Below are 16426 nucleotides of genomic sequence, written 5' to 3'. Positions count from 1 at the left end.
GGATCGGATCTACAAATGGCTAAATTTCAACCCAAAGTGCAAACCGAAGGTCAGGACGACGGTCTGCGCGAGAAGATGATCGCGGTCAACCGCGTGACCAAGGTCGTCAAGGGCGGCCGCATCCTCGGCTTCGCGGCACTGACCGTGGTCGGCGATGACGACGGTCGCGTCGGCTTCGGCAAGGGCAAGTCCAAGGAAGTGCCGGCTGCCGTGCAGAAGGCCATGGAAGAAGCGCGCCGCAACCTGAAGAAGGTTTCGCTCAGGAACGGCACGCTGCACCACCAGGTCTTCGGCCACCATGGCGCAGCCCGCGTGTTCCTGGCTCCGGCTCCGAAGGGTACCGGCATCATCGCCGGCGGCCCGATGCGCGCCGTCCTCGAAGTGCTGGGCGTGACCGACATCGTGGCCAAGAGCCACGGTTCGTCCAACCCCTACAACATGGTCCGTGCCACGTTCGACGCCCTCATCCATTCGACCACGCCGGCCGAAGTGGCGGCCAAGCGCGGCAAGTCGGTCGAAGACATCTTCACCGCCTGAACGGGAGTTTCGACATGACGACCCCCCAAACCGTGAAGGTCCAATTGGTGCGCAGCCCCATTGGCACCAAGCAATCGCACCGCGACACCGTCCGAGGCCTGGGCCTGCGCAAGCTCAACAGCGTGAGCGAGCTCAAGGACAGCCCCGAAGTGCGCGGCATGATCAACAAGATCAGCTATCTGGTCAAAGTGCTCTAAGAGGCGAGGACATGCCACTCAATACCATCAAGCCGGCAGCCGGCGCCAAGCACGCCAAGCGTCGCGTCGGCCGCGGCATCGGTTCGGGCCTCGGCAAGACCGCAGGCCGCGGCCACAAGGGACAGAAGTCCCGCGCGGGCGGCTACCACAAGGTCGGCTTCGAAGGCGGCCAGATGCCCCTGCAGCGCCGTCTGCCCAAGCGCGGCTTCAAGTCGCAGTCGCTGAAGTTCAACGCCGAAGTCACGCTGGCGTCGCTCGAACAGCTCGGCCTGGCCGAGGTGGACGTGCTTGCGCTGAAGCAGGCCGGTCTCGTGGGCCAGCTCGCCAAGGTCGTGAAGGTCGTCAAGAGCGGCGCGATCAGCAAGGCGGTCAAGCTCAACGGCATCGGTGCCACGGCAGGCGCGAAGGCGGCGATCGAAGCCGCCGGCGGCAGCCTGGCCTGATGACCCGCGGCAGCATGCGGAAGGACGACCGCCGTGGCCACTAGCGCAGCCCAGATCGCGAAGACCGGCAAGTTCGGCGACCTGCGTCGCCGGCTGGTCTTTCTGCTGCTCGCGCTGGTGGTGTACCGCATCGGCGCCCACATCCCTGTGCCGGGCATCGACCCGACGCAGCTCCAGCAGCTGTTCAACAGCCAGCAGGGCGGCATCCTGAACCTGTTCAACATGTTCTCGGGCGGGGCGCTGTCGCGCTTCACGGTCTTCGCGCTGGGGATCATGCCGTACATCTCGGCATCGATCATCATGCAGCTGCTGACCTATGTCCTTCCGACGTTCGAACAGCTGAAGAAGGAAGGCGAGGCCGGCCGGCGCAAGATCACACAGTACACCCGCTACGGCACGCTCGGCCTCGCGCTGTTCCAGTCGTTCGGCATCGCGGTGGCGCTCGAAAGCTCGGCCGGCCTCGTGCTGAGCCCGGGCTTCGGCTTCCGCCTCACGGCGGTCGTGAGCCTCACGGCCGGCACCATGTTCCTGATGTGGCTCGGCGAGCAGATCACCGAGCGCGGCCTGGGCAACGGCATCTCGATCCTGATCTTCGGCGGCATCGCCGCGGGTCTGCCCGGATCGATCGGCGGCCTGCTCGAACTCGTGCGCACCGGCGCCATGAGCATCCTCGCGGCGATCCTGATCGTCGCCATCGTGGCGCTCGTGACCTGGTTCGTGGTGTTCGTGGAGCGCGGCCAGCGCAAGATCCTCGTGAACTATGCGCGCCGCCAGGTCGGCAACAAGGTCTACGGCGGCCAGTCGTCGCATCTGCCGCTCAAGCTGAACATGGCCGGCGTGATCCCGCCGATCTTCGCCTCGTCGATCATCCTGCTGCCCGCGACCGTGGTGAACTGGTTCTCCACCGGCGACTCGGTGCGCTGGCTCAAGGACATCGCCGGCGCGCTGACGCCGGGCCAGCCGATCTACGTGCTGCTGTACGCCACGGCGATCGTCTTCTTCTGCTTCTTCTACACGGCGCTCGTGTTCAACAGCAGGGAGACGGCCGACAACCTGAAGAAGAGCGGCGCCTTCATCCCCGGGATCCGTCCCGGCGACCAGACGGCGCGCTACATCGACCGGATCCTGGTGCGGCTGACGCTGGCCGGTGCGGTCTATATCACCTTCGTGTGCCTGCTGCCCGAGTTCCTGATCCTCAAGTACAACGTGCCGTTCTATTTCGGCGGCACGTCCTTGCTGATCATCGTGGTCGTGACGATGGACTTCATGGCACAGGTGCAGAACTACCTGATGTCGCAGCAGTACGAATCGCTGCTGAAGAAGGCCAACTTCAAGACGACGCTGGGTGGTTGAGTCTGGTTTTTTGGGTTCCGGACGAGCCGGAATGAATCTGAGTTCTAGGAGAAAGCAATGAGAGTTTCGGCTTCGGTCAAGAAAATCTGCCGCAACTGCAAGATCATCCGCCGCAAGGGTGTGGTGCGCGTGATCTGTACCGACCCGCGCCACAAGCAGCGCCAGGGTTGAGAAGAGTTTTAGAGGACGCACATGGCACGTATTGCTGGCATCAACATTCCTCCGCACAAGCACGCGGAGATCGGCCTGACCTCCATCTTCGGTATCGGCCGCACCCGCGCGCGCAAGATCCTGGAAGCTTCCGGCATCGACTACGCCAAGAAGGTCAAGGACCTGACGGACGCCGACCTCGAGAAGATCCGCGACCAGATCGCCCAGTTCACGATCGAAGGCGATCTGCGCCGCGAGACGACGATGAACATCAAGCGGCTGATCGACATCGGCAGCTACCGCGGCTTCCGCCACCGCCGCGGCCTGCCGCTGCGCGGTCAGCGCACGCGCACCAACGCCCGCACCCGCAAGGGCCCGCGCAAGGGTGCAGCGGCCCTGAAGAAGTAAACAAGGATCACCATGGCCAAGTCTCCCGCCAACAACGCAGCGCAGCGCGTGCGCAAGAAGGTCCGCAAGAACGTCTCCGACGGCATTGCGCACGTGCACGCCTCGTTCAACAACACCATCATCACGATCACCGACCGCCAGGGAAACGCCCTGTCGTGGGCTTCGTCGGGTGGTCAGGGCTTTAAGGGTTCGCGCAAGTCGACCCCGTTCGCCGCCCAGGTCGCATCGGAAGTCGCCGGCCGTGCCGCGATCGAGCAGGGCATCAAGAACCTCGACGTCGAGATCAAGGGCCCCGGCCCGGGTCGCGAGTCGTCGGTGCGAGCGCTCGGCGCGCTCGGCATCCGCATCACGTCGATCTCCGATGTGACGCCGGTCCCGCACAACGGCTGTCGCCCGCAGAAGCGCCGCCGCGTCTGAGCCTTTTGGGCCAGTCGCCTGCCTGCGATGTATAATCGCGGGCTTTTTCTCGTAGTTTCGACTTTCTGAAGCCCACTGCCGGCCGTCCCCGGGCGACCGGCTCCCATGCAGCACACCTGCCGGCCGCATGGCAGCTGAACAAGACACAAGGACATTCAAGTGGCACGCTACCTCGGCCCCAAGGCCAAACTCTCCCGCCGCGAAGGCACCGACCTCTTTCTGAAGAGCGCACGCCGCTCGATCGCCGACAAGGCGAAGTTCGACTCCAAGCCGGGTCAGCACGGCCGCACCTCCGGCTCGCGCACGTCCGACTACGGTCTGCAGCTGCGCGAGAAGCAGAAGGTCAAGCGCACCTACGGCGTGCTGGAGCGCCAGTTCCGCCGCTACTTCGAGCAGGCCGACGCGCGCAAGGGCAACACCGGCGCCAACCTGCTGTCGCTGCTCGAGTCGCGCCTGGACAATGTCGTCTACCGCCTGGGCTTCGGCTCGACCCGCGCCGAGGCGCGCCAGCTGGTGTCGCACAAGGCGATCACGGTCAACGGCCAGTCGGTCAACGTGGCTTCCTACCTGGTCAAGCCGGGCGATGTGGTCGCCGTGCGCGAGAAGTCCAAGAAGCAGGCCCGCATCGTCGAATCCCTGCAACTGGCCCAGCAAGTCGGCATCCCCGGCTGGGTCGAAGTGAACGTCGAGAAGGTCGAAGGCATCTTCAAGAAAGCGCCGGACCGCGACGAGTTCGGTTCGGACATCAACGAATCGCTGATCGTCGAACTGTACTCGCGTTGATCGGTACGGGCCGGTGCTGCTCCCATCCGCGCCGGCCGCCTCCCACGATTCAAACGTTCCCGACCGCGAGGCATCGCGGTGCGGGTGCTTCACCAGCCTTACCGGTGTAACGAGCCGGGGGTATTGAGAGGAAGTTCTGCATGCAAACCAATTTGCTGAAGCCCAAGACGATCAACGTTGAGCAGATCGGCCCGAACCGTGCCAAGGTCACGCTCGAGCCGTTCGAGCGTGGCTACGGCCATACGCTCGGCAATGCCATCCGGCGCGTGCTGCTGTCGTCGCTCGTGGGCTACGCAGCGACCGAAGTGACGATCGCCGGCGTGCTCCACGAGTACTCGTCGATCGACGGCGTCCAGGAGGACGTGGTCAACATCCTGCTGAACCTCAAGGGCGTGGTGTTCAAGCTCCACAACCGCGACGAGGTGACGCTGGCCCTGCGCAAGGAAGGCGAGGGTCCGGTCACGGCGCGCGACATCCAGACGCCGCACGACGTCGAGATCATCAACCCGGACCATGTCATCGCCACGCTGTCGCAGGGCGGCAAGCTCGATGTGCAGATCAAGGTGGAGAAGGGCCGCGGCTACGTGCCCGGCAACCTGCGCCGCTATGCCGACGAGCCGACCAAGTCGATCGGCCGCATCGTGCTCGACGCGTCGTTCTCGCCGATCAAGCGCGTGAGCTACACGGTCGAGAGCGCCCGCGTGGAGCAGCGCACCGACCTCGACAAGCTCGTGGTCGAGATCGAGACCAACGGCGCCATCTCGGCCGAAGACGCGGTGCGCGCCTCGGCCAAGATCCTGGTGGAACAGCTCGCGGTGTTCGCGCAGCTCGAAGGCGGCGAACTGGCCGCGTTCGATGCACCGGCGCCGCGCGGCAAGGCCGCGTTCGATCCGATCCTGCTGCGTCCGGTCGACGAGCTCGAACTCACGGTGCGCTCGGCCAACTGTCTGAAGGCCGAGAACATCTACTACATCGGCGACCTGATCCAGCGCACCGAGAACGAACTGCTCAAGACGCCGAACCTCGGCCGCAAGTCGCTCAACGAGATCAAGGAAGTGCTGGCTTCGCGCGGGCTCACGCTCGGCATGAAGCTCGAAGCCTGGCCGCCGGCTGGCCTCGAAAAGCGCTAAGAGAGTATCCCTTCGCAGCGCTTGCCAGCCAAGCGCTGCCGGGACGTACCCCAGGCAGTACCTGATCCGGCTGCCTGTTATTCATAACGACACGAAAGGTCATTCGTCATGCGTCACGGAAACGGACTCCGCAAACTCAACCGCACCAGCTCGCATCGCCAAGCGCTGTTCCGCAACCTCACGAACTCGCTGATCGAGCACGAAGTCATCAAGACGACCGTGCCGAAGGCCAAGGAACTGCGCCGCATCGTCGAGCCGCTGATCACGCTGGCGAAGGTTGACACGGTGGCCAACCGCCGCCTTGCGTTCAACCGCCTGCGCGACCGCGACAGTGTCACCAAGCTGTTCAACGTGCTCGGCCCGCTGTCGAAGAACCGCCCGGGCGGCTACACCCGCATCCTGAAGGCAGGCTTCCGCGTGGGTGACAACGCCCCGGTCGCGATCGTCGAGCTGGTGGACCGTCCGGAAGTCGCCGAAGAAAATACCGAATCTTCGACTGAAGCCTGAAATTGAGGTTATAACTGCGGTGTTGACGCGCGGTGGAGCAGCCTGGTAGCTCGTTGGGCTCATAACCCAAAGGTCGCAAGTTCAAATCTTGCCCGCGCAACCAAAAATAGAGAGGAACCCGCCGGAGCGCTGCTCTGGCGGGTTTTTTCGTTGGCACCCTGGCTGTCCTTTCCGCAGCCGGCAGTGCCGGTGGCATCCATGAACCGGGTCTGCCGCGCTGCGCACAGCGGCTGACCTTCCGCCCTCACGCCACGACGAGAGCAACCGCCATGCTGTCCACCCTGGTCTACCGAAGCCGCCTGCGCGGCGAAATCACGACCGAGCAGCTGGCTGCGCTGGACCGGCAGGCCCGGGCCGACAACGAGGCGCGGGGAATCACCGGTATCCTGCTGTTCGACGGCAGCCATTGCTTCCAGCTGCTGGAGGGGCCGGAAGCTATGGTGCAGGAGGTGTACCGCCGGGTCTGCGCCGACCTGCGCCACCACCACGTGGTCAAGCTGCTCGACGACTATGCGCCGGGCCGCAAGTTCGGCCAGTGGGGCATGAAGCTGTTCGACGTGCGTGCCCAGCCGCCGGAGCAGGCCGACGCGCTGGTGCGGCGGCTGGTGCAGGACACCGCTCTGCCGGCCGCCGACCGCGCGTTCAAGCTCATCCGCGCTTTCGCTTCCGGGCGGTGGAGGGACCATGCGGTCGCCGTGCCGGACGCGGCGTCGTGGACCTTCGAGCGGCGTCCGACGCCATTCCGTGATGCCGGTCCGCAGGTCTACTCTTCGACGGCCTGCCAGTTTGCGCTGCAGCCGATCGTCGACGCGTCCACGGGTCAGGTCTCTTCGCTCGAAGCGCTGATCCGCAGCGCCAGCGGCGGCCCGCCGCAGGAATGCTTCGACCGCATTCCGCGCGACCAGCTCCATCGGTTCGATCTGGAATCCAAGCGGCAGGCGTTCGAACTCGCGGCGGCCGTGGGCATCGGCGCGTGCAGGCTGTCGATCAACCTGCTGCCGGCGTCGCTGGTGGACATGCCGCACGCGGTCGATCATCTGGTGGAGCAGATCCGCGCGCTCGGCCTGGCGCCACAGCAGGTCATCGTGGAGATCACCGAGGAAGAGGCCCTCTCGCATTTCGGCGCGTTCCAGGCGGCGATCAAGCGCCTGCGCGCCGCGGGCATCGGGCTGGCCATCGACGACTTCGGCGCCGGCTTCGCCGGGCTGTCGCTGCTGTCGAAGTTCCAGCCCGAGAAGCTCAAGATCGATCGGATGATCGTCACCGGCATCCATGCCGACGGGCCGCGGCAGGCGATCGTCAAGGCGGTCGTCGAATGCTGCCGCTCGCTGGGCATCACCACGGTGGCCGAGGGCGTGGAGACGTTCGACGAATGGTGCTGGCTGCGGGCCGCCGGCGTGGACCTGTTCCAGGGCTTCCTGGTCGCGAAGCCGCGTCTCAACGGCGTGGCCGACGTGGTCTGGCCGGTGCCGCGCCGCGGCGCGGCGGCGACGGCAGCGCTGACGCCCTGAAGGCAGTGGGTATGTCCTTGAAACGTACGAATTGCAACGACTTGTGGGCTATAGGGCCGGGGGTATATGGAGATGTCCCTTCTCCACCTCGACCAGGCAGTCATAGAAGGTCGGCGCGCGGCCCAGGTCGGTGAGCGCCTGGCTGGTCAGTTCGTTCACGTTGGTGCCATCGGCGCCGAACTTGCGCCACCAGATGCCCAGCCCATGCACGACGCCGGGGCGCGCCCGGTCGCTCACCCGGGCGCGGCAGCGGTGGCTGCCCCGGTCGTTGAAGACGCGCACCCAGTCGCCGTCGGCGATGCCGCGCGCACCCGCGTCGCCGGCGTGGATCTCCAGCAGCGGCTCGCGCTCGGCCGCGCGCAGGCTGCCGACATTGGCGAAGGTGGAGTTGAGAAAGCTGCGCGCCGGCGGCGAGATCATCGCGAGCGGGTGGCGGGCCGAACTGCCCGCCGGTTCGTGGTTCGGCAGATGGTCGGGCAGGCCGTCCAGGCCCTGCGCCGCGAGCCGCGCGCTGTAGAACTCGCAGCGGCCCGAAGGCGTGGGAAAGTGCCCCTCGGCGAACGGCGCGTCGGGCACGGGCAGCGTGGCGAAGCCGTGGTCGAGCAGGCGCTGGAAGTCCACCGCGTCGTGGCCGAAGGCCTGGCGGCACAGCGTGTAGTCGTCGTCGAGGAAACACGGGTCGTCGAAGCCGAGCCGCTGCGCGAGCGCGCGGAAGATGGCCGCATTGCTGCGCGCCTCGCCGCGCGGCGCGATCGCAGGGCGGTTGAGCAGCACGTCGGTGTGGCCGTAGGAGCCGTGCACGTCCCAGTGTTCGAGCTGCGTGGTGGCCGGCAGCACGTAGTCCGCATAGTCGGCCGTGTCGGTCTGGAAGTGCTCGATGACGACGGTGAACAGGTCCTCGCGCGCCAGGCCGCGGGCGACCTTGGTCGATTCGGGTGCGACTGCGAGCGGGTTGCTGTTGTAGACGACGAGCGCCTCGATGCGCGGGCCGTACGCGGGCGAGGAGTCGTGCAGCAGGTCGTCGCCGATGGTGCTCATGTTGATGGTGCGCGGCCGGCGCGGGCCCAGCAGGTCGGGCCGCTGCAGCGCGGCGCGGCAGGCCGGCACGGCACCCGAGGTGCTCAGCAGCAGGCCGCCGGCGCGGTGGCGCCAGGCGCCGGTGAGCGCGGGCAGGCAGGCGATGGCGCGCACCGCGTTGCCGCCGCCGCGGGTGCGCTGCATGCCGTAGTTGAGCCGGATCGCGGCGGGCTGGAGCGTGCCCCAGTCGCGCGCCAGCGCGCGGATCTGCGCCGCGTCGAGGCCGCAGACAGCCGCGGCGCGCTCGGGCGTCCACTGCAATGCGCGCTCGCGCAGCGCCTCCCAGCCGAGCGTGTGGCGGGCGATGTAGTCGTGGTCGAGCCAGTCGTGCACGATGAGCTCGTGCATCAGCGCCAGGGCCAGCGCGGCATCGGTGCCGGGCAGCAGGGCGATGTGCTCGTGGCACTTCTCGGCCGTCTCGCTGCGGCGCGGATCGATGCAGACGAGCCTGGCGCCGCGGCGCTTGGCCTCCTGTGCATGGCGCCAGAAGTGCAGGCTGCTGGTGATCGCGTTGCTGCCCCAGATGAGGATCAGCTTCGATTCGGCGAAGAACTCGACCTTCATGCCGATCTTGCCGCCGAGCGTCTGCACCAGGGCCTCGCCGCCGGCCGAGGCGCAGATGGTGCGGTCGAGCAGCGATGCGCCCAGCTTGTGGAAGAAGCGCCGGTCCATGCTCTCGGCCTGCACGAGGCCCATCGTGCCGGCGTAGCTGTAGGGCAGGATGGCTTCGGGGTCGCGCAGCGCGATGGCGGCCAGCCGCGCGGCGATGTCGTCCAGCGCTTCGTCCCAGCCGACCGGCTCGAACCGGCCGAAGCCCTTGGGGCCGGTGCGGCGCAGCGGCTGCAGCAGCCGGTCGGGATGGTAGGTGCGTTCGGTGTAGCGCGAGACTTTGGTGCACAGCACGCCGCTGGTGTGCGGATGGTCGGGGTTGCCCTGCACCTTGACCGCGACGCCGGCCTGCACGGTGGTGAGGAGCGCGCAGGTGTCGGGGCAGTCGTGCGGGCAGGCGCCGCGCACGATGGCGTCGGCAGCCGGAGGGTCGAAGGGCGCGGTCATGGCAGGAGCTGCGGCGATGGGGCGGCGGGGGCGCGTGATTTCACCACGGATCAGCCGCGCAGCGCCTGCGTGAGGGCATGAATCGCCAGCCCCGCGAGCCCGCCCACCAGCGTGCTGTTGACGCGGATGAACTGCAGGTCGCGGCCGATGTGGCGCTCCAGTTCATCCACCAGTTCGTCGGTGTCCCACTGCGCCACGCGGTCGGCCACGTAGCCGCGGATGTCCTCGCGCCAGCGGTCGATCAGCCGCGGCGCGGCGGTGCGCAGCTGCTCGTCGATCCAGCCGCGCATGGCGGCGTCGTCGGCCAGCCGCTGGCCCAGGCCGGCGCCGAGCGCGGCGATGCGCCGGGCGATGGCCGAGTCGGGCCGCGCCAGGTCGGCATGCAGCCAGCCCAGCAGTTCGTCCCACAGGCCGTGCAGGTAGCCGGCGAGCGCCGGCTGCGCGAGCCAGGCGTCGCGCAGCGCCTGGGCGCGCTCGCGCAGTGCCGGGTCGTCGCGCAGCCGCGTGGCGAAGTCGTGCAGCGCCTGGTCGAAGCGCTGGCGCAGCGGGTGCCGGGCATCGGCCGCGGTCTCCCCCAGCGTGCGGGCCAGCGCCGCGACCACCTTGCGCGTGGCCGCGCGTGCGGCGACCTGGTCGAGCGCGACGTAGCGCAGCGCGCGGATCTCGCGGGCGATCGCCTCGGTGATGCGGGCCTGCACGTCGTCGCCCTGCAGCAGCCGGCCGAGCTGGTCGAGCACGTCGTCGAGCAGCGCCTGGTGCCGGCCGTCGGCGGTCAGCGCCTCCAGCAGCTGGCCGGCCGCGGCGCCCAGGTCGATGCGCGACAGCGCCGCGCCGGCGCTGCGGCCGAGGAAGTCGCGCACCCGCGCGTCGTCGAAGGCACCGAGCGCATGGCGCGCCGCAGCGACGGCATGGCCGGCCAGGCGCTCGGCGTTCGCGGGCGTGCGCAGCCAGTCGGCCACGCGCCGGCCAACGCTCCACTGCGCCAGCTTCGCCAGCAGCAGCGGCGTACGCAGGAAGTGGTCGCAGAGGAAGTCGGCCAGGTTCGCGCCCAGCCGCGCCTTGTTGCGCGCGATGATGGCCGTGTGCGGTATCGGCAGGCCCATCGGATGGCGGAACAGCGCGACCACGGCGAACCAGTCGGCCAGCGCGCCGACCATGGCGGCTTCGGCGAATGCGGCGGCGTAGCCCCAGGCCGGGTGGTGCGGCTCCAGCGCGGCGGCCGTGGCATAGAGCAGCGCCGCGGCCGCCAGCAGCGCCAGGGCGATGCGCTTCATGGCGAGGGCGGTCGGTTGGCAGGCATGCGCGCATTCTCCCGGATACCCGGCGGGCCGGCGACGGGCTAGACTGCGGCCCTGCGAGGACGCATCCCATGAAAGTCATCGATTCCATCGTCGGCCAGGCGGACGCCATCGCCGCACTGCGCCGCGACATCCACGCCCATCCCGAACTCTGCTTCGAAGAGATCCGCACCGCCGACCTGGTGGCGTCCAAGCTCACCGAATGGGGCATACCGGTCCACCGGGGCCTGGGCCGCACCGGCGTGGTCGGCATCGTTCAGAACGGCACCAGCAAGAGGGCCATCGGCCTGCGCGCCGACATGGACGCCCTGCCGATGCAGGAGACCAACACTTTCGCCCACGCCAGCCGGCACGCCGGGCGCATGCATGCCTGCGGCCACGACGGGCACACGGCCATGCTGCTGGCCGCGGCCCAGCACCTGGCCGCGAACCGCAACTTCGACGGCACGGTCTACCTGATCTTCCAGCCGGCCGAGGAGGGCGGCGGCGGTGCGCGCGAGATGATCGCCGACGGGCTGTTCGAGCAGTTCCCGATGGATGCGGTGTTCGGCCTGCACAACTGGCCGGGACCGGAGGCCGGCCGCTTCGCCGTCGCCCCGGGGCCGGTCATGGCGTCGAGCAACGAATTCAGGATCACCATCCGCGGCAAGGGCGGCCATGCGGCCATGCCGCACCTGGGCGTGGATCCGGTGCCGATCGCCTGCCAGATCGTGCAGGGCCTGCAGACCATCGTGAGCCGCAACAAGAAGCCGCTGGACACGGGCGTCATCTCGGTCACCATGATCCACGCGGGCGAGGCGACCAACGTCATCCCCGATCGCTGCGTGCTCGAAGGCACGGTGCGCACCTTCACGCTGGAAGTGCTCGACCTGATCGAGGAGCGCATGCGACAGATCGCCGGGCAGATCGCCGGCGCCTTCGATGCGCAGGCCGAGTTCGTCTTCGAGCGCAACTATCCGCCCACGATCAACACGGCGGCCGAGGCCGACTTTGCCCGCCGCGTGATGGAGGGCATCGTCGGGCCGCAGCGCGTGGACGTGCAGGAGCCGTCGATGGCTGCGGAGGACTTCTCCTTCATGCTCCAGTCCCGGCCCGGCGCCTACTGTTTCCTCTTCAACGGCGACGGCAGCCACCGCGACGCGGGGCATGGCGGCGGCCCCTGCACGCTGCACAACCCGAGCTACGACTTCAACGACGACCTGATCCCGCTGGGCGCGACCTACTGGGTGCGGCTGGCCGAGGAGTGGTTCAAGCAACCCGCCAAGGCGGGGGAGTAATGCCCGGCAGCGCGCGACTGGTGCGCGCTGGGGCCCCATGAGCTGGAGAGTATCCTGAATGTCCGCTGACCTGAACGCCGCTTTCGACGATGCCGTCGCCCGCTCCAAGAACCTGCCGGCCCGCCCGGACAACCCGACGCTGCTGAAGATCTACGCGCTCTACAAGCAGGCCACGCAGGGCGACGTCGACGGCGCGCGCCCGGGCTTCAGCGACGTGGTCGGCCGCGCCAAGTGGGATGCCTGGAACAGGCTCAAGGGCACGCACAGCGACGCGGCGCGGCAGCAGTACATCGACCTGATCGCTGCCCTCGAAGGCTAGCGCGCCGTCAGCGCCTCCAGCCGGTGGTGGCGCTCGCCGCGCGGCAGTTCCGCCAGCGCCTTCACCGCTGCGTAGAAGCGCGGCCAGTCGCGGCCCTACTGGTCGAACAGCGCCTCGAAGGCCGGCACCAGCACGTCGTAGGCGGCCTGCGCGCCGAAGCTCGCGTTGTTGGCACCGGCGATCCACTCGTCATACGCCGCGAGCGCGGCCGGCGGCATGTCGGCCGCCCACTGGGCGCGCAGCTCCGCATAGCGCGCGCGGAACCGGGCGTAGACCGCCTCCTTGGCCTGCCGCAGTTCGGGCGTGGCGTCGGCGGGTGCATCGGCATACACCGCCTCCAGCGCCAGGCGCGTAGCGCGCACCAGCGCGCGGAACACGGCGCGGCGCTGCTGCGAGCGGGCGAAGGCCTCGCGCACCTGCGGCGTGGCCTGCTCGGCCAGCCAGAGCGCGCTGCCCAGCCGCTCGACTGCCGTGGCGAAGGATTCGTTGAACTCGGTGTCGCCCTCGGCATAGACGACCTGGTGCGCCAGTTCGTGGAACATCAGCCGCACGAAGTCGCCCTCGGGGTAGCCGATGAAGGTGTTGAGCAGCGGATCGCCGCCGGCCCAGTTCATCCAGCCCAGCGTGGAATAGGCGGGCACGCCGTAGACGGCCGTCTCCAGCCCATCGCTGCGCGCCAGCCGCGCGGCCTCCGCGCGGGCATCGGCCTCGTCGAAATAGCCGCGGTAGCCCACGCAGCCGGCCACCGGAAAGCACCAGGTGTGCAGCGTGAGCGAATAGGGCGGCGCGGCCACCACGTTCCAGACCGCGGCACGGCGGTGCAGCTCGGCATAGCGGCGGTAGCTGGGGTTGTCGGGCAGGTGCAGCCGCAGGACGGCGAAGCGGCGGGCGCGCTACGCCAGTTCGAGCCGCTGCCGCAGGGCCGCGGGGGTGGCCGGCTCGGCCAGCCAGTCGTCGATGGGCCGGGCGGCGCTCATCAGCGCCAGGTGGCCGCGCACGGACCCGAGATAGTAGCGGGTATCGGCGCAGCCCGTGAGGACGAGGGCCGCCAGGACCAGCGGCAGCGGGTTAAAGCAACAGGTGATACGCACGTTTGCCTGTGAGCGTGTAAGGTTCCGGGTGCGACGCGGGACCGGCCTGCCGGCCGGCCCACGCCGCGGACTTGTCTGATCCGGGGATGACAACCATGTCGATTGTTCAGGAACGCATCGCACAGCGCCTGCAGACCTTGCCGGTGCCCGTGACACTTCAACTGCCTTCGGGCGAACGCGTGGGGGCCGCCGACGCCGCCGTCGCGCTCATCATCCGCGATGCCAAGGCGCTGGCGGAACTGGCGGCCGGCCAGATCGGCGCGCTTGGCGAATCCATCGTCGAGGGGCGGGTGCGCTTCGAGGGCGCGGTCCGCGACCTCATGGCCGCCGCCGCGGCGCTGCTGCCGGGCAGCCCGATCCAGCAGGGCGAGCTCGGCTGGTGGACGCGCACGCTGCGCCGCGCCAAGTCGCTGGCCGCGCACACCCGGGAGCGCGACGCCCGGCAGATCCAGTTCCACTACGACGTGTCCGATGCGTTCTACGCATTGTGGCTGGATCCGCGCCGCGTGTACTCCTGCGCCTATTACCGCGAATCGGACTTCACGCTGGCCCAGGCGCAGGAGGCCAAGCTCGACCACATCTGCCGCAAGCTCCGGCTCCAGCCGGGCGAGCGCTTCCTCGACATCGGCTCGGGCTGGGGCGGACTGCTGCTGTGGGCGGCCGAGCACTACGGCGTGGACGCCACCGGCATCACGCTGTCGAAGAACCAGCATGCGCACGTGCAGCGGCTCATCGAGGAAAAGGGCCTGGCAGGCCGGGTGCGGGTCGACCTGCGCGACTACCGCGACCTGCAGCCCGCCGAGCCGTTCGACAAGGTGGCCTCGGTCGGCATGTTCGAACATGTGGGCCGCGCCCACATGGTCGACTACTTCTCCATCGTGCGCCGCCTGGTGCGCCCGGGCGGCCTGGTCATGAACCACGGCATCACCTCGGGCGGGCTGGCGAACAGCCAGCTCGGCGCTGGCATGGGCGACTTCATCGAGAAGTACATCTTCCCCGGCGGCGAACTGCTGCACGTGAGCACTGTGCTGCACGACCTGAGCCAGGCCGGGCTGGAACTGGCCGACGCCGAGAACCTGCGGCCGCACTATGCGCGCACGCTCTGGGCCTGGTCCGATGCACTGGAGTCGCAGCTCGACGCGGCCCGCGAGATCCTCGCGCGCGACGGCGGCCCGGACCGCGCGGAGCGCGTGCTGCAGGCCTACCGGCTCTACCTTGCGGGCTGCGCGATGAGCTTCGAACGCGGCTGGATCTCGCTGCACCAACTGCTGGCAACGCGACCGGACGGCGACCTGGAGACGGGCGAGATCCGGGGCGCACAATCGGTCTACCCCTTCAACCGCGAGTACATCTACGCGCCCGGACCCTCCACGGCGCAGTAGCCGTGCCGCCAGCAGCCATGCTCTACAAGTTCAAGTCCCCGGCTGCGGCCGACGTCATCATGCTGGAGGCAGACGGCCGGCGCATCCTGGAGCTGATCGGCAAGGGCGCCGGCTCGCCCGGCATCGTGACCGCGGCGCAGATTCCTGGCGCGATCGCCGCGCTGGAAGCCGCCGTTTCGGCCGAGGACGCCGCTGCGGCCGACGCCGAGGAGCGCGAAGAGGAGGAGGGTAGTGGCAGTCTCAAGCGCGACGCGGTGCGCCTGCGCCAGCGGGCCACGCCCTTCATCGACCTGCTGCGCCGCAGCGCGGCGGAAGGCGCGGACGTCGTCTGGGGCGTTTGAGGGGCTGCCGCGCCGTGCGGCAGGTCAGTCCGCCGTCACCTTCGCTGCCCGGATCGCCTTGCCCCACTTGACGGTTTCCGCCGCGATGAAGCGGTCGCATTCCTCGGGCGTCGAACCCCCGGGGAAGGTGCCCATGGTCTCCAGGCGCGCGCGGACCCCGTCGCTGCGCACGATGCGGGCCGCCTCGGCGGACAGGCGCTGCACGATCTCGCGCGGCACGCCCGCCGGCGCGATCAGCGCGGCCCAGGTGCTGCCCTGCACGCCGTCGATCCCCTGCTCGGCGAACGTCGGCACGTCGGGCAGGATGGCCAGGCGCTGGTCGCTGGCCACGCCGATGAGGCGGATCCTGCCGGCCCTGGCCGGCTGCACCAGGTTCGGCGGCGGATCCAGGAACAGCGGGATCTGCCCGCCCATCAGGTCGGTGAGTGCCGGCGTCGCGCCCTTGTAGGGCACGTGGACCATGTCGGTCTTCGTCTGGAGCTTGCGCAGCTCCGTCGTCAGGTGGGCGCTGGAGCCGCTGCCCGACGAGCCGAACGCGACCTTGCCCGGGTTCGCCCTCGCGTAGGCGACCAGTTCCTGCGCGGTCCTGAACGGCGCGTTGGGCGCCGCGGCCGCCACCAGCGGCGAGACGCCGAGCAGCGACACGCCGGCCAAGTCCTTCCTCGGGTTGTAGGGCAGCTTGGGATAGAGCGTGGTATTGGCCGCATAGGCCGCGATCACCACGCCGAAGGTGTAGCCGTCGGGTGCGGCCTTGGCGAGCTGGTCCACGCCGAGGATGCTGTTGGCGCCCGGCTTGTTGTCGATCACCACGGCCTGCCCGAGCGCCTTCTGCAGCCCGGGCTGCAGCAGCCGGGCCATCTGGTCGGTGAAGCCGCCGGCCGTGTAGGGCACGATGATGCGGATCGGCCGGGCGGGCCAGCGCGTGTCGGCCCATGCCGGCGCCGCCAGCGCGGCCGCCGCGGACGCGCCCAAAAGGGTGCGACGGGAAATCTGCATGGCTTGTCTCCTGGGGGTGCCGCGCCTCAGAGCGCCTTTTCCAACTCCGGCACGGCGACGAACAGGTCCCCCACCAGCCCGTAGTCGGCCACCGAGAAGATCGGCGCCTCCTCGTCCTTGTTGATCGCCACGATCACCTTCGAATCCTTCATG

18 protein-coding genes, 1 tRNA gene and 2 pseudogenes are annotated in these 16426 nt (G+C 68.8%); 16 read left to right on the top strand and 5 right to left on the bottom strand.

What is annotated here, in order from left to right; genetic code table 11:
• The first annotated feature begins 15 nt into the window (after positions 1 to 15).
• The 12 genes from rpsE (at position 16) to GAK38_RS11810 (ending at position 7436) form a co-directional block, all read left to right on the top strand.
• The gene (gene rpsE, locus GAK38_RS11865; RefSeq protein WP_325344348.1) at positions 16 to 537 is read left to right on the top strand and encodes a 30S ribosomal protein S5; all 522 of its coding nucleotides are present in this window, start codon (positions 16 to 18) and stop codon (positions 535 to 537) included.
• Between the two features lie 14 nt (positions 538 to 551).
• Positions 552 to 734 carry a 50S ribosomal protein L30 gene (gene rpmD, locus GAK38_RS11860; protein ID WP_325344346.1) on the top strand — a complete coding sequence of 61 codons (183 nt, stop codon included), beginning with the start codon at positions 552 to 554 and terminating at the stop codon, positions 732 to 734.
• 11 nt (positions 735 to 745) lie between these two features.
• Complete coding sequence (rplO, locus tag GAK38_RS11855; protein ID WP_325344344.1) at positions 746 to 1177, top strand: 50S ribosomal protein L15; 432 nt, start codon at positions 746 to 748, stop codon at positions 1175 to 1177.
• A 33-nt stretch (positions 1178 to 1210) separates the two neighbouring features.
• A complete protein-coding gene (secY, locus tag GAK38_RS11850) occupies positions 1211 to 2530 on the top strand; it encodes a preprotein translocase subunit SecY (protein WP_325344342.1) in 1320 nt (439 codons plus the stop codon).
• A gap of 57 nt (positions 2531 to 2587) precedes the next feature.
• Positions 2588 to 2701 (top strand): 50S ribosomal protein L36, encoded by a 114-nt coding sequence (gene rpmJ, locus GAK38_RS11845; RefSeq protein WP_011481465.1) that lies wholly within the window; start codon positions 2588 to 2590, stop codon positions 2699 to 2701.
• A gap of 21 nt (positions 2702 to 2722) precedes the next feature.
• Entirely contained in the window at positions 2723 to 3088 is a 366-nt protein-coding gene (gene rpsM, locus GAK38_RS11840) for a 30S ribosomal protein S13 (protein WP_325344340.1), read from the top strand.
• A gap of 12 nt (positions 3089 to 3100) precedes the next feature.
• Complete coding sequence (gene rpsK, locus GAK38_RS11835) at positions 3101 to 3505, top strand: 30S ribosomal protein S11 (RefSeq protein WP_325344338.1); 405 nt, start codon at positions 3101 to 3103, stop codon at positions 3503 to 3505.
• Between the two features lie 159 nt (positions 3506 to 3664).
• Entirely contained in the window at positions 3665 to 4288 is a 624-nt protein-coding gene (gene rpsD / locus GAK38_RS11830; protein WP_325344336.1) for a 30S ribosomal protein S4, read from the top strand.
• Positions 4289 to 4428: 140 nt separating this feature from the next.
• Positions 4429 to 5418: a DNA-directed RNA polymerase subunit alpha gene (locus GAK38_RS11825; RefSeq protein WP_325344334.1), complete on the top strand. Its 990-nt coding sequence runs from the start codon at positions 4429 to 4431 to the stop codon at positions 5416 to 5418.
• A 108-nt stretch (positions 5419 to 5526) separates the two neighbouring features.
• Positions 5527 to 5925 (top strand): 50S ribosomal protein L17, encoded by a 399-nt coding sequence (rplQ, locus tag GAK38_RS11820; protein ID WP_325344332.1) that lies wholly within the window; start codon positions 5527 to 5529, stop codon positions 5923 to 5925.
• Between the two features lie 26 nt (positions 5926 to 5951).
• A tRNA-Met gene (locus tag GAK38_RS11815) sits at positions 5952 to 6028 on the top strand.
• A gap of 166 nt (positions 6029 to 6194) precedes the next feature.
• Entirely contained in the window at positions 6195 to 7436 is a 1242-nt protein-coding gene (locus GAK38_RS11810) for a diguanylate phosphodiesterase (protein WP_325344330.1), read from the top strand.
• Positions 7437 to 7484: 48 nt separating this feature from the next.
• Here GAK38_RS11810 and GAK38_RS11805 read toward each other — a convergent pair whose 3' ends face one another.
• Positions 7485 to 9569, bottom strand: coding sequence for a molybdopterin-containing oxidoreductase family protein (locus tag GAK38_RS11805; RefSeq protein ID WP_325344328.1), 2085 nt, complete (start codon positions 9567 to 9569; stop codon positions 7485 to 7487).
• A gap of 50 nt (positions 9570 to 9619) precedes the next feature.
• On the bottom strand, positions 9620 to 10843 hold the full coding sequence (locus GAK38_RS11800) for a DUF445 domain-containing protein (protein WP_325344326.1): 1224 nt from the start codon (positions 10841 to 10843) through the stop codon (positions 9620 to 9622).
• A 95-nt stretch (positions 10844 to 10938) separates the two neighbouring features.
• Here GAK38_RS11800 and GAK38_RS11795 point away from each other — a divergent pair, with 95 nt between their 5' ends.
• Both GAK38_RS11795 and GAK38_RS11790 read left to right on the top strand, forming a co-directional pair.
• A complete protein-coding gene (locus tag GAK38_RS11795; RefSeq protein WP_325344324.1) occupies positions 10939 to 12144 on the top strand; it encodes a M20 aminoacylase family protein in 1206 nt (401 codons plus the stop codon).
• A gap of 58 nt (positions 12145 to 12202) precedes the next feature.
• Entirely contained in the window at positions 12203 to 12463 is a 261-nt protein-coding gene (locus GAK38_RS11790) for an acyl-CoA-binding protein (RefSeq protein ID WP_325344322.1), read from the top strand.
• Here the strand turns inward: GAK38_RS11790 and GAK38_RS11785 are convergent.
• Positions 12460 to 13548, bottom strand: a pseudogene (locus GAK38_RS11785) (aminopeptidase). The gene GAK38_RS11790 and the pseudogene GAK38_RS11785 sit on opposite strands and share 4 nt — an antisense overlap.
• A gap of 92 nt (positions 13549 to 13640) precedes the next feature.
• Between GAK38_RS11785 and GAK38_RS11780 the strand changes: the two are divergent.
• Positions 13641 to 14936, top strand: coding sequence for a class I SAM-dependent methyltransferase (locus tag GAK38_RS11780; protein ID WP_443089203.1), 1296 nt, complete (start codon positions 13641 to 13643; stop codon positions 14934 to 14936).
• 17 nt (positions 14937 to 14953) lie between these two features.
• A complete protein-coding gene (locus tag GAK38_RS11775; protein WP_325344426.1) occupies positions 14954 to 15277 on the top strand; it encodes a DUF1840 domain-containing protein in 324 nt (107 codons plus the stop codon).
• A 24-nt stretch (positions 15278 to 15301) separates the two neighbouring features.
• On the opposite strand, the gene GAK38_RS11770 is transcribed toward GAK38_RS11775, so the two are convergent.
• Together GAK38_RS11770 and GAK38_RS11765 are read right to left on the bottom strand one after the other, a co-directional pair.
• The gene (locus tag GAK38_RS11770; protein WP_325344318.1) at positions 15302 to 16273 is read right to left on the bottom strand and encodes a tripartite tricarboxylate transporter substrate binding protein; all 972 of its coding nucleotides are present in this window, start codon (positions 16271 to 16273) and stop codon (positions 15302 to 15304) included.
• Between the two features lie 26 nt (positions 16274 to 16299).
• Positions 16300 to 16426, bottom strand: a pseudogene (locus GAK38_RS11765) (electron transfer flavoprotein subunit alpha/FixB family protein); the annotation flags it as partial.

The sequence above is a fragment of the Xylophilus sp. genome, from assembly GCA_009914555.1.
Lineage (GTDB): Bacteria > Pseudomonadota > Gammaproteobacteria > Burkholderiales > Burkholderiaceae_C > WNDY01.
Note: the sequence above shows the minus strand (reverse complement) of the source record. Positions and strands in the feature narration are given on the sequence as shown.

What these genes read in the sequence shown, in the direction of transcription:
- rpsE (WP_325344348.1), top strand. Translation starts at nt 16, where the DNA reads ATGGCTAAATTTCAACCCAAAGTGCAAACCGAAGGTCAGGACGACGGT.
- rpmD (WP_325344346.1), top strand. Translation starts at nt 552, where the DNA reads ATGACGACCCCCCAAACCGTGAAGGTCCAATTGGTGCGCAGCCCCATT.
- rplO (WP_325344344.1), top strand. Translation starts at nt 746, where the DNA reads ATGCCACTCAATACCATCAAGCCGGCAGCCGGCGCCAAGCACGCCAAG.
- rpmJ (WP_011481465.1), top strand. Translation starts at nt 2,588, where the DNA reads ATGAGAGTTTCGGCTTCGGTCAAGAAAATCTGCCGCAACTGCAAGATC.
- rpsM (WP_325344340.1), top strand. Translation starts at nt 2,723, where the DNA reads ATGGCACGTATTGCTGGCATCAACATTCCTCCGCACAAGCACGCGGAG.
- rpsK (WP_325344338.1), top strand. Translation starts at nt 3,101, where the DNA reads ATGGCCAAGTCTCCCGCCAACAACGCAGCGCAGCGCGTGCGCAAGAAG.
- GAK38_RS11825 (WP_325344334.1), top strand. Translation starts at nt 4,429, where the DNA reads ATGCAAACCAATTTGCTGAAGCCCAAGACGATCAACGTTGAGCAGATC.
- rplQ (WP_325344332.1), top strand. Translation starts at nt 5,527, where the DNA reads ATGCGTCACGGAAACGGACTCCGCAAACTCAACCGCACCAGCTCGCAT.
- GAK38_RS11810 (WP_325344330.1), top strand. Translation starts at nt 6,195, where the DNA reads ATGCTGTCCACCCTGGTCTACCGAAGCCGCCTGCGCGGCGAAATCACG.
- GAK38_RS11805 (WP_325344328.1), bottom strand. Translation starts at nt 9,569, where the DNA reads ATGACCGCGCCCTTCGACCCTCCGGCTGCCGACGCCATCGTGCGCGGC.
- GAK38_RS11800 (WP_325344326.1), bottom strand. Translation starts at nt 10,843, where the DNA reads ATGAAGCGCATCGCCCTGGCGCTGCTGGCGGCCGCGGCGCTGCTCTAT.
- GAK38_RS11795 (WP_325344324.1), top strand. Translation starts at nt 10,939, where the DNA reads ATGAAAGTCATCGATTCCATCGTCGGCCAGGCGGACGCCATCGCCGCA.
- GAK38_RS11790 (WP_325344322.1), top strand. Translation starts at nt 12,203, where the DNA reads ATGTCCGCTGACCTGAACGCCGCTTTCGACGATGCCGTCGCCCGCTCC.
- GAK38_RS11780 (WP_443089203.1), top strand. Translation starts at nt 13,641, where the DNA reads ATGACAACCATGTCGATTGTTCAGGAACGCATCGCACAGCGCCTGCAG.
- GAK38_RS11775 (WP_325344426.1), top strand. Translation starts at nt 14,954, where the DNA reads ATGCTCTACAAGTTCAAGTCCCCGGCTGCGGCCGACGTCATCATGCTG.
- GAK38_RS11770 (WP_325344318.1), bottom strand. Translation starts at nt 16,273, where the DNA reads ATGCAGATTTCCCGTCGCACCCTTTTGGGCGCGTCCGCGGCGGCCGCG.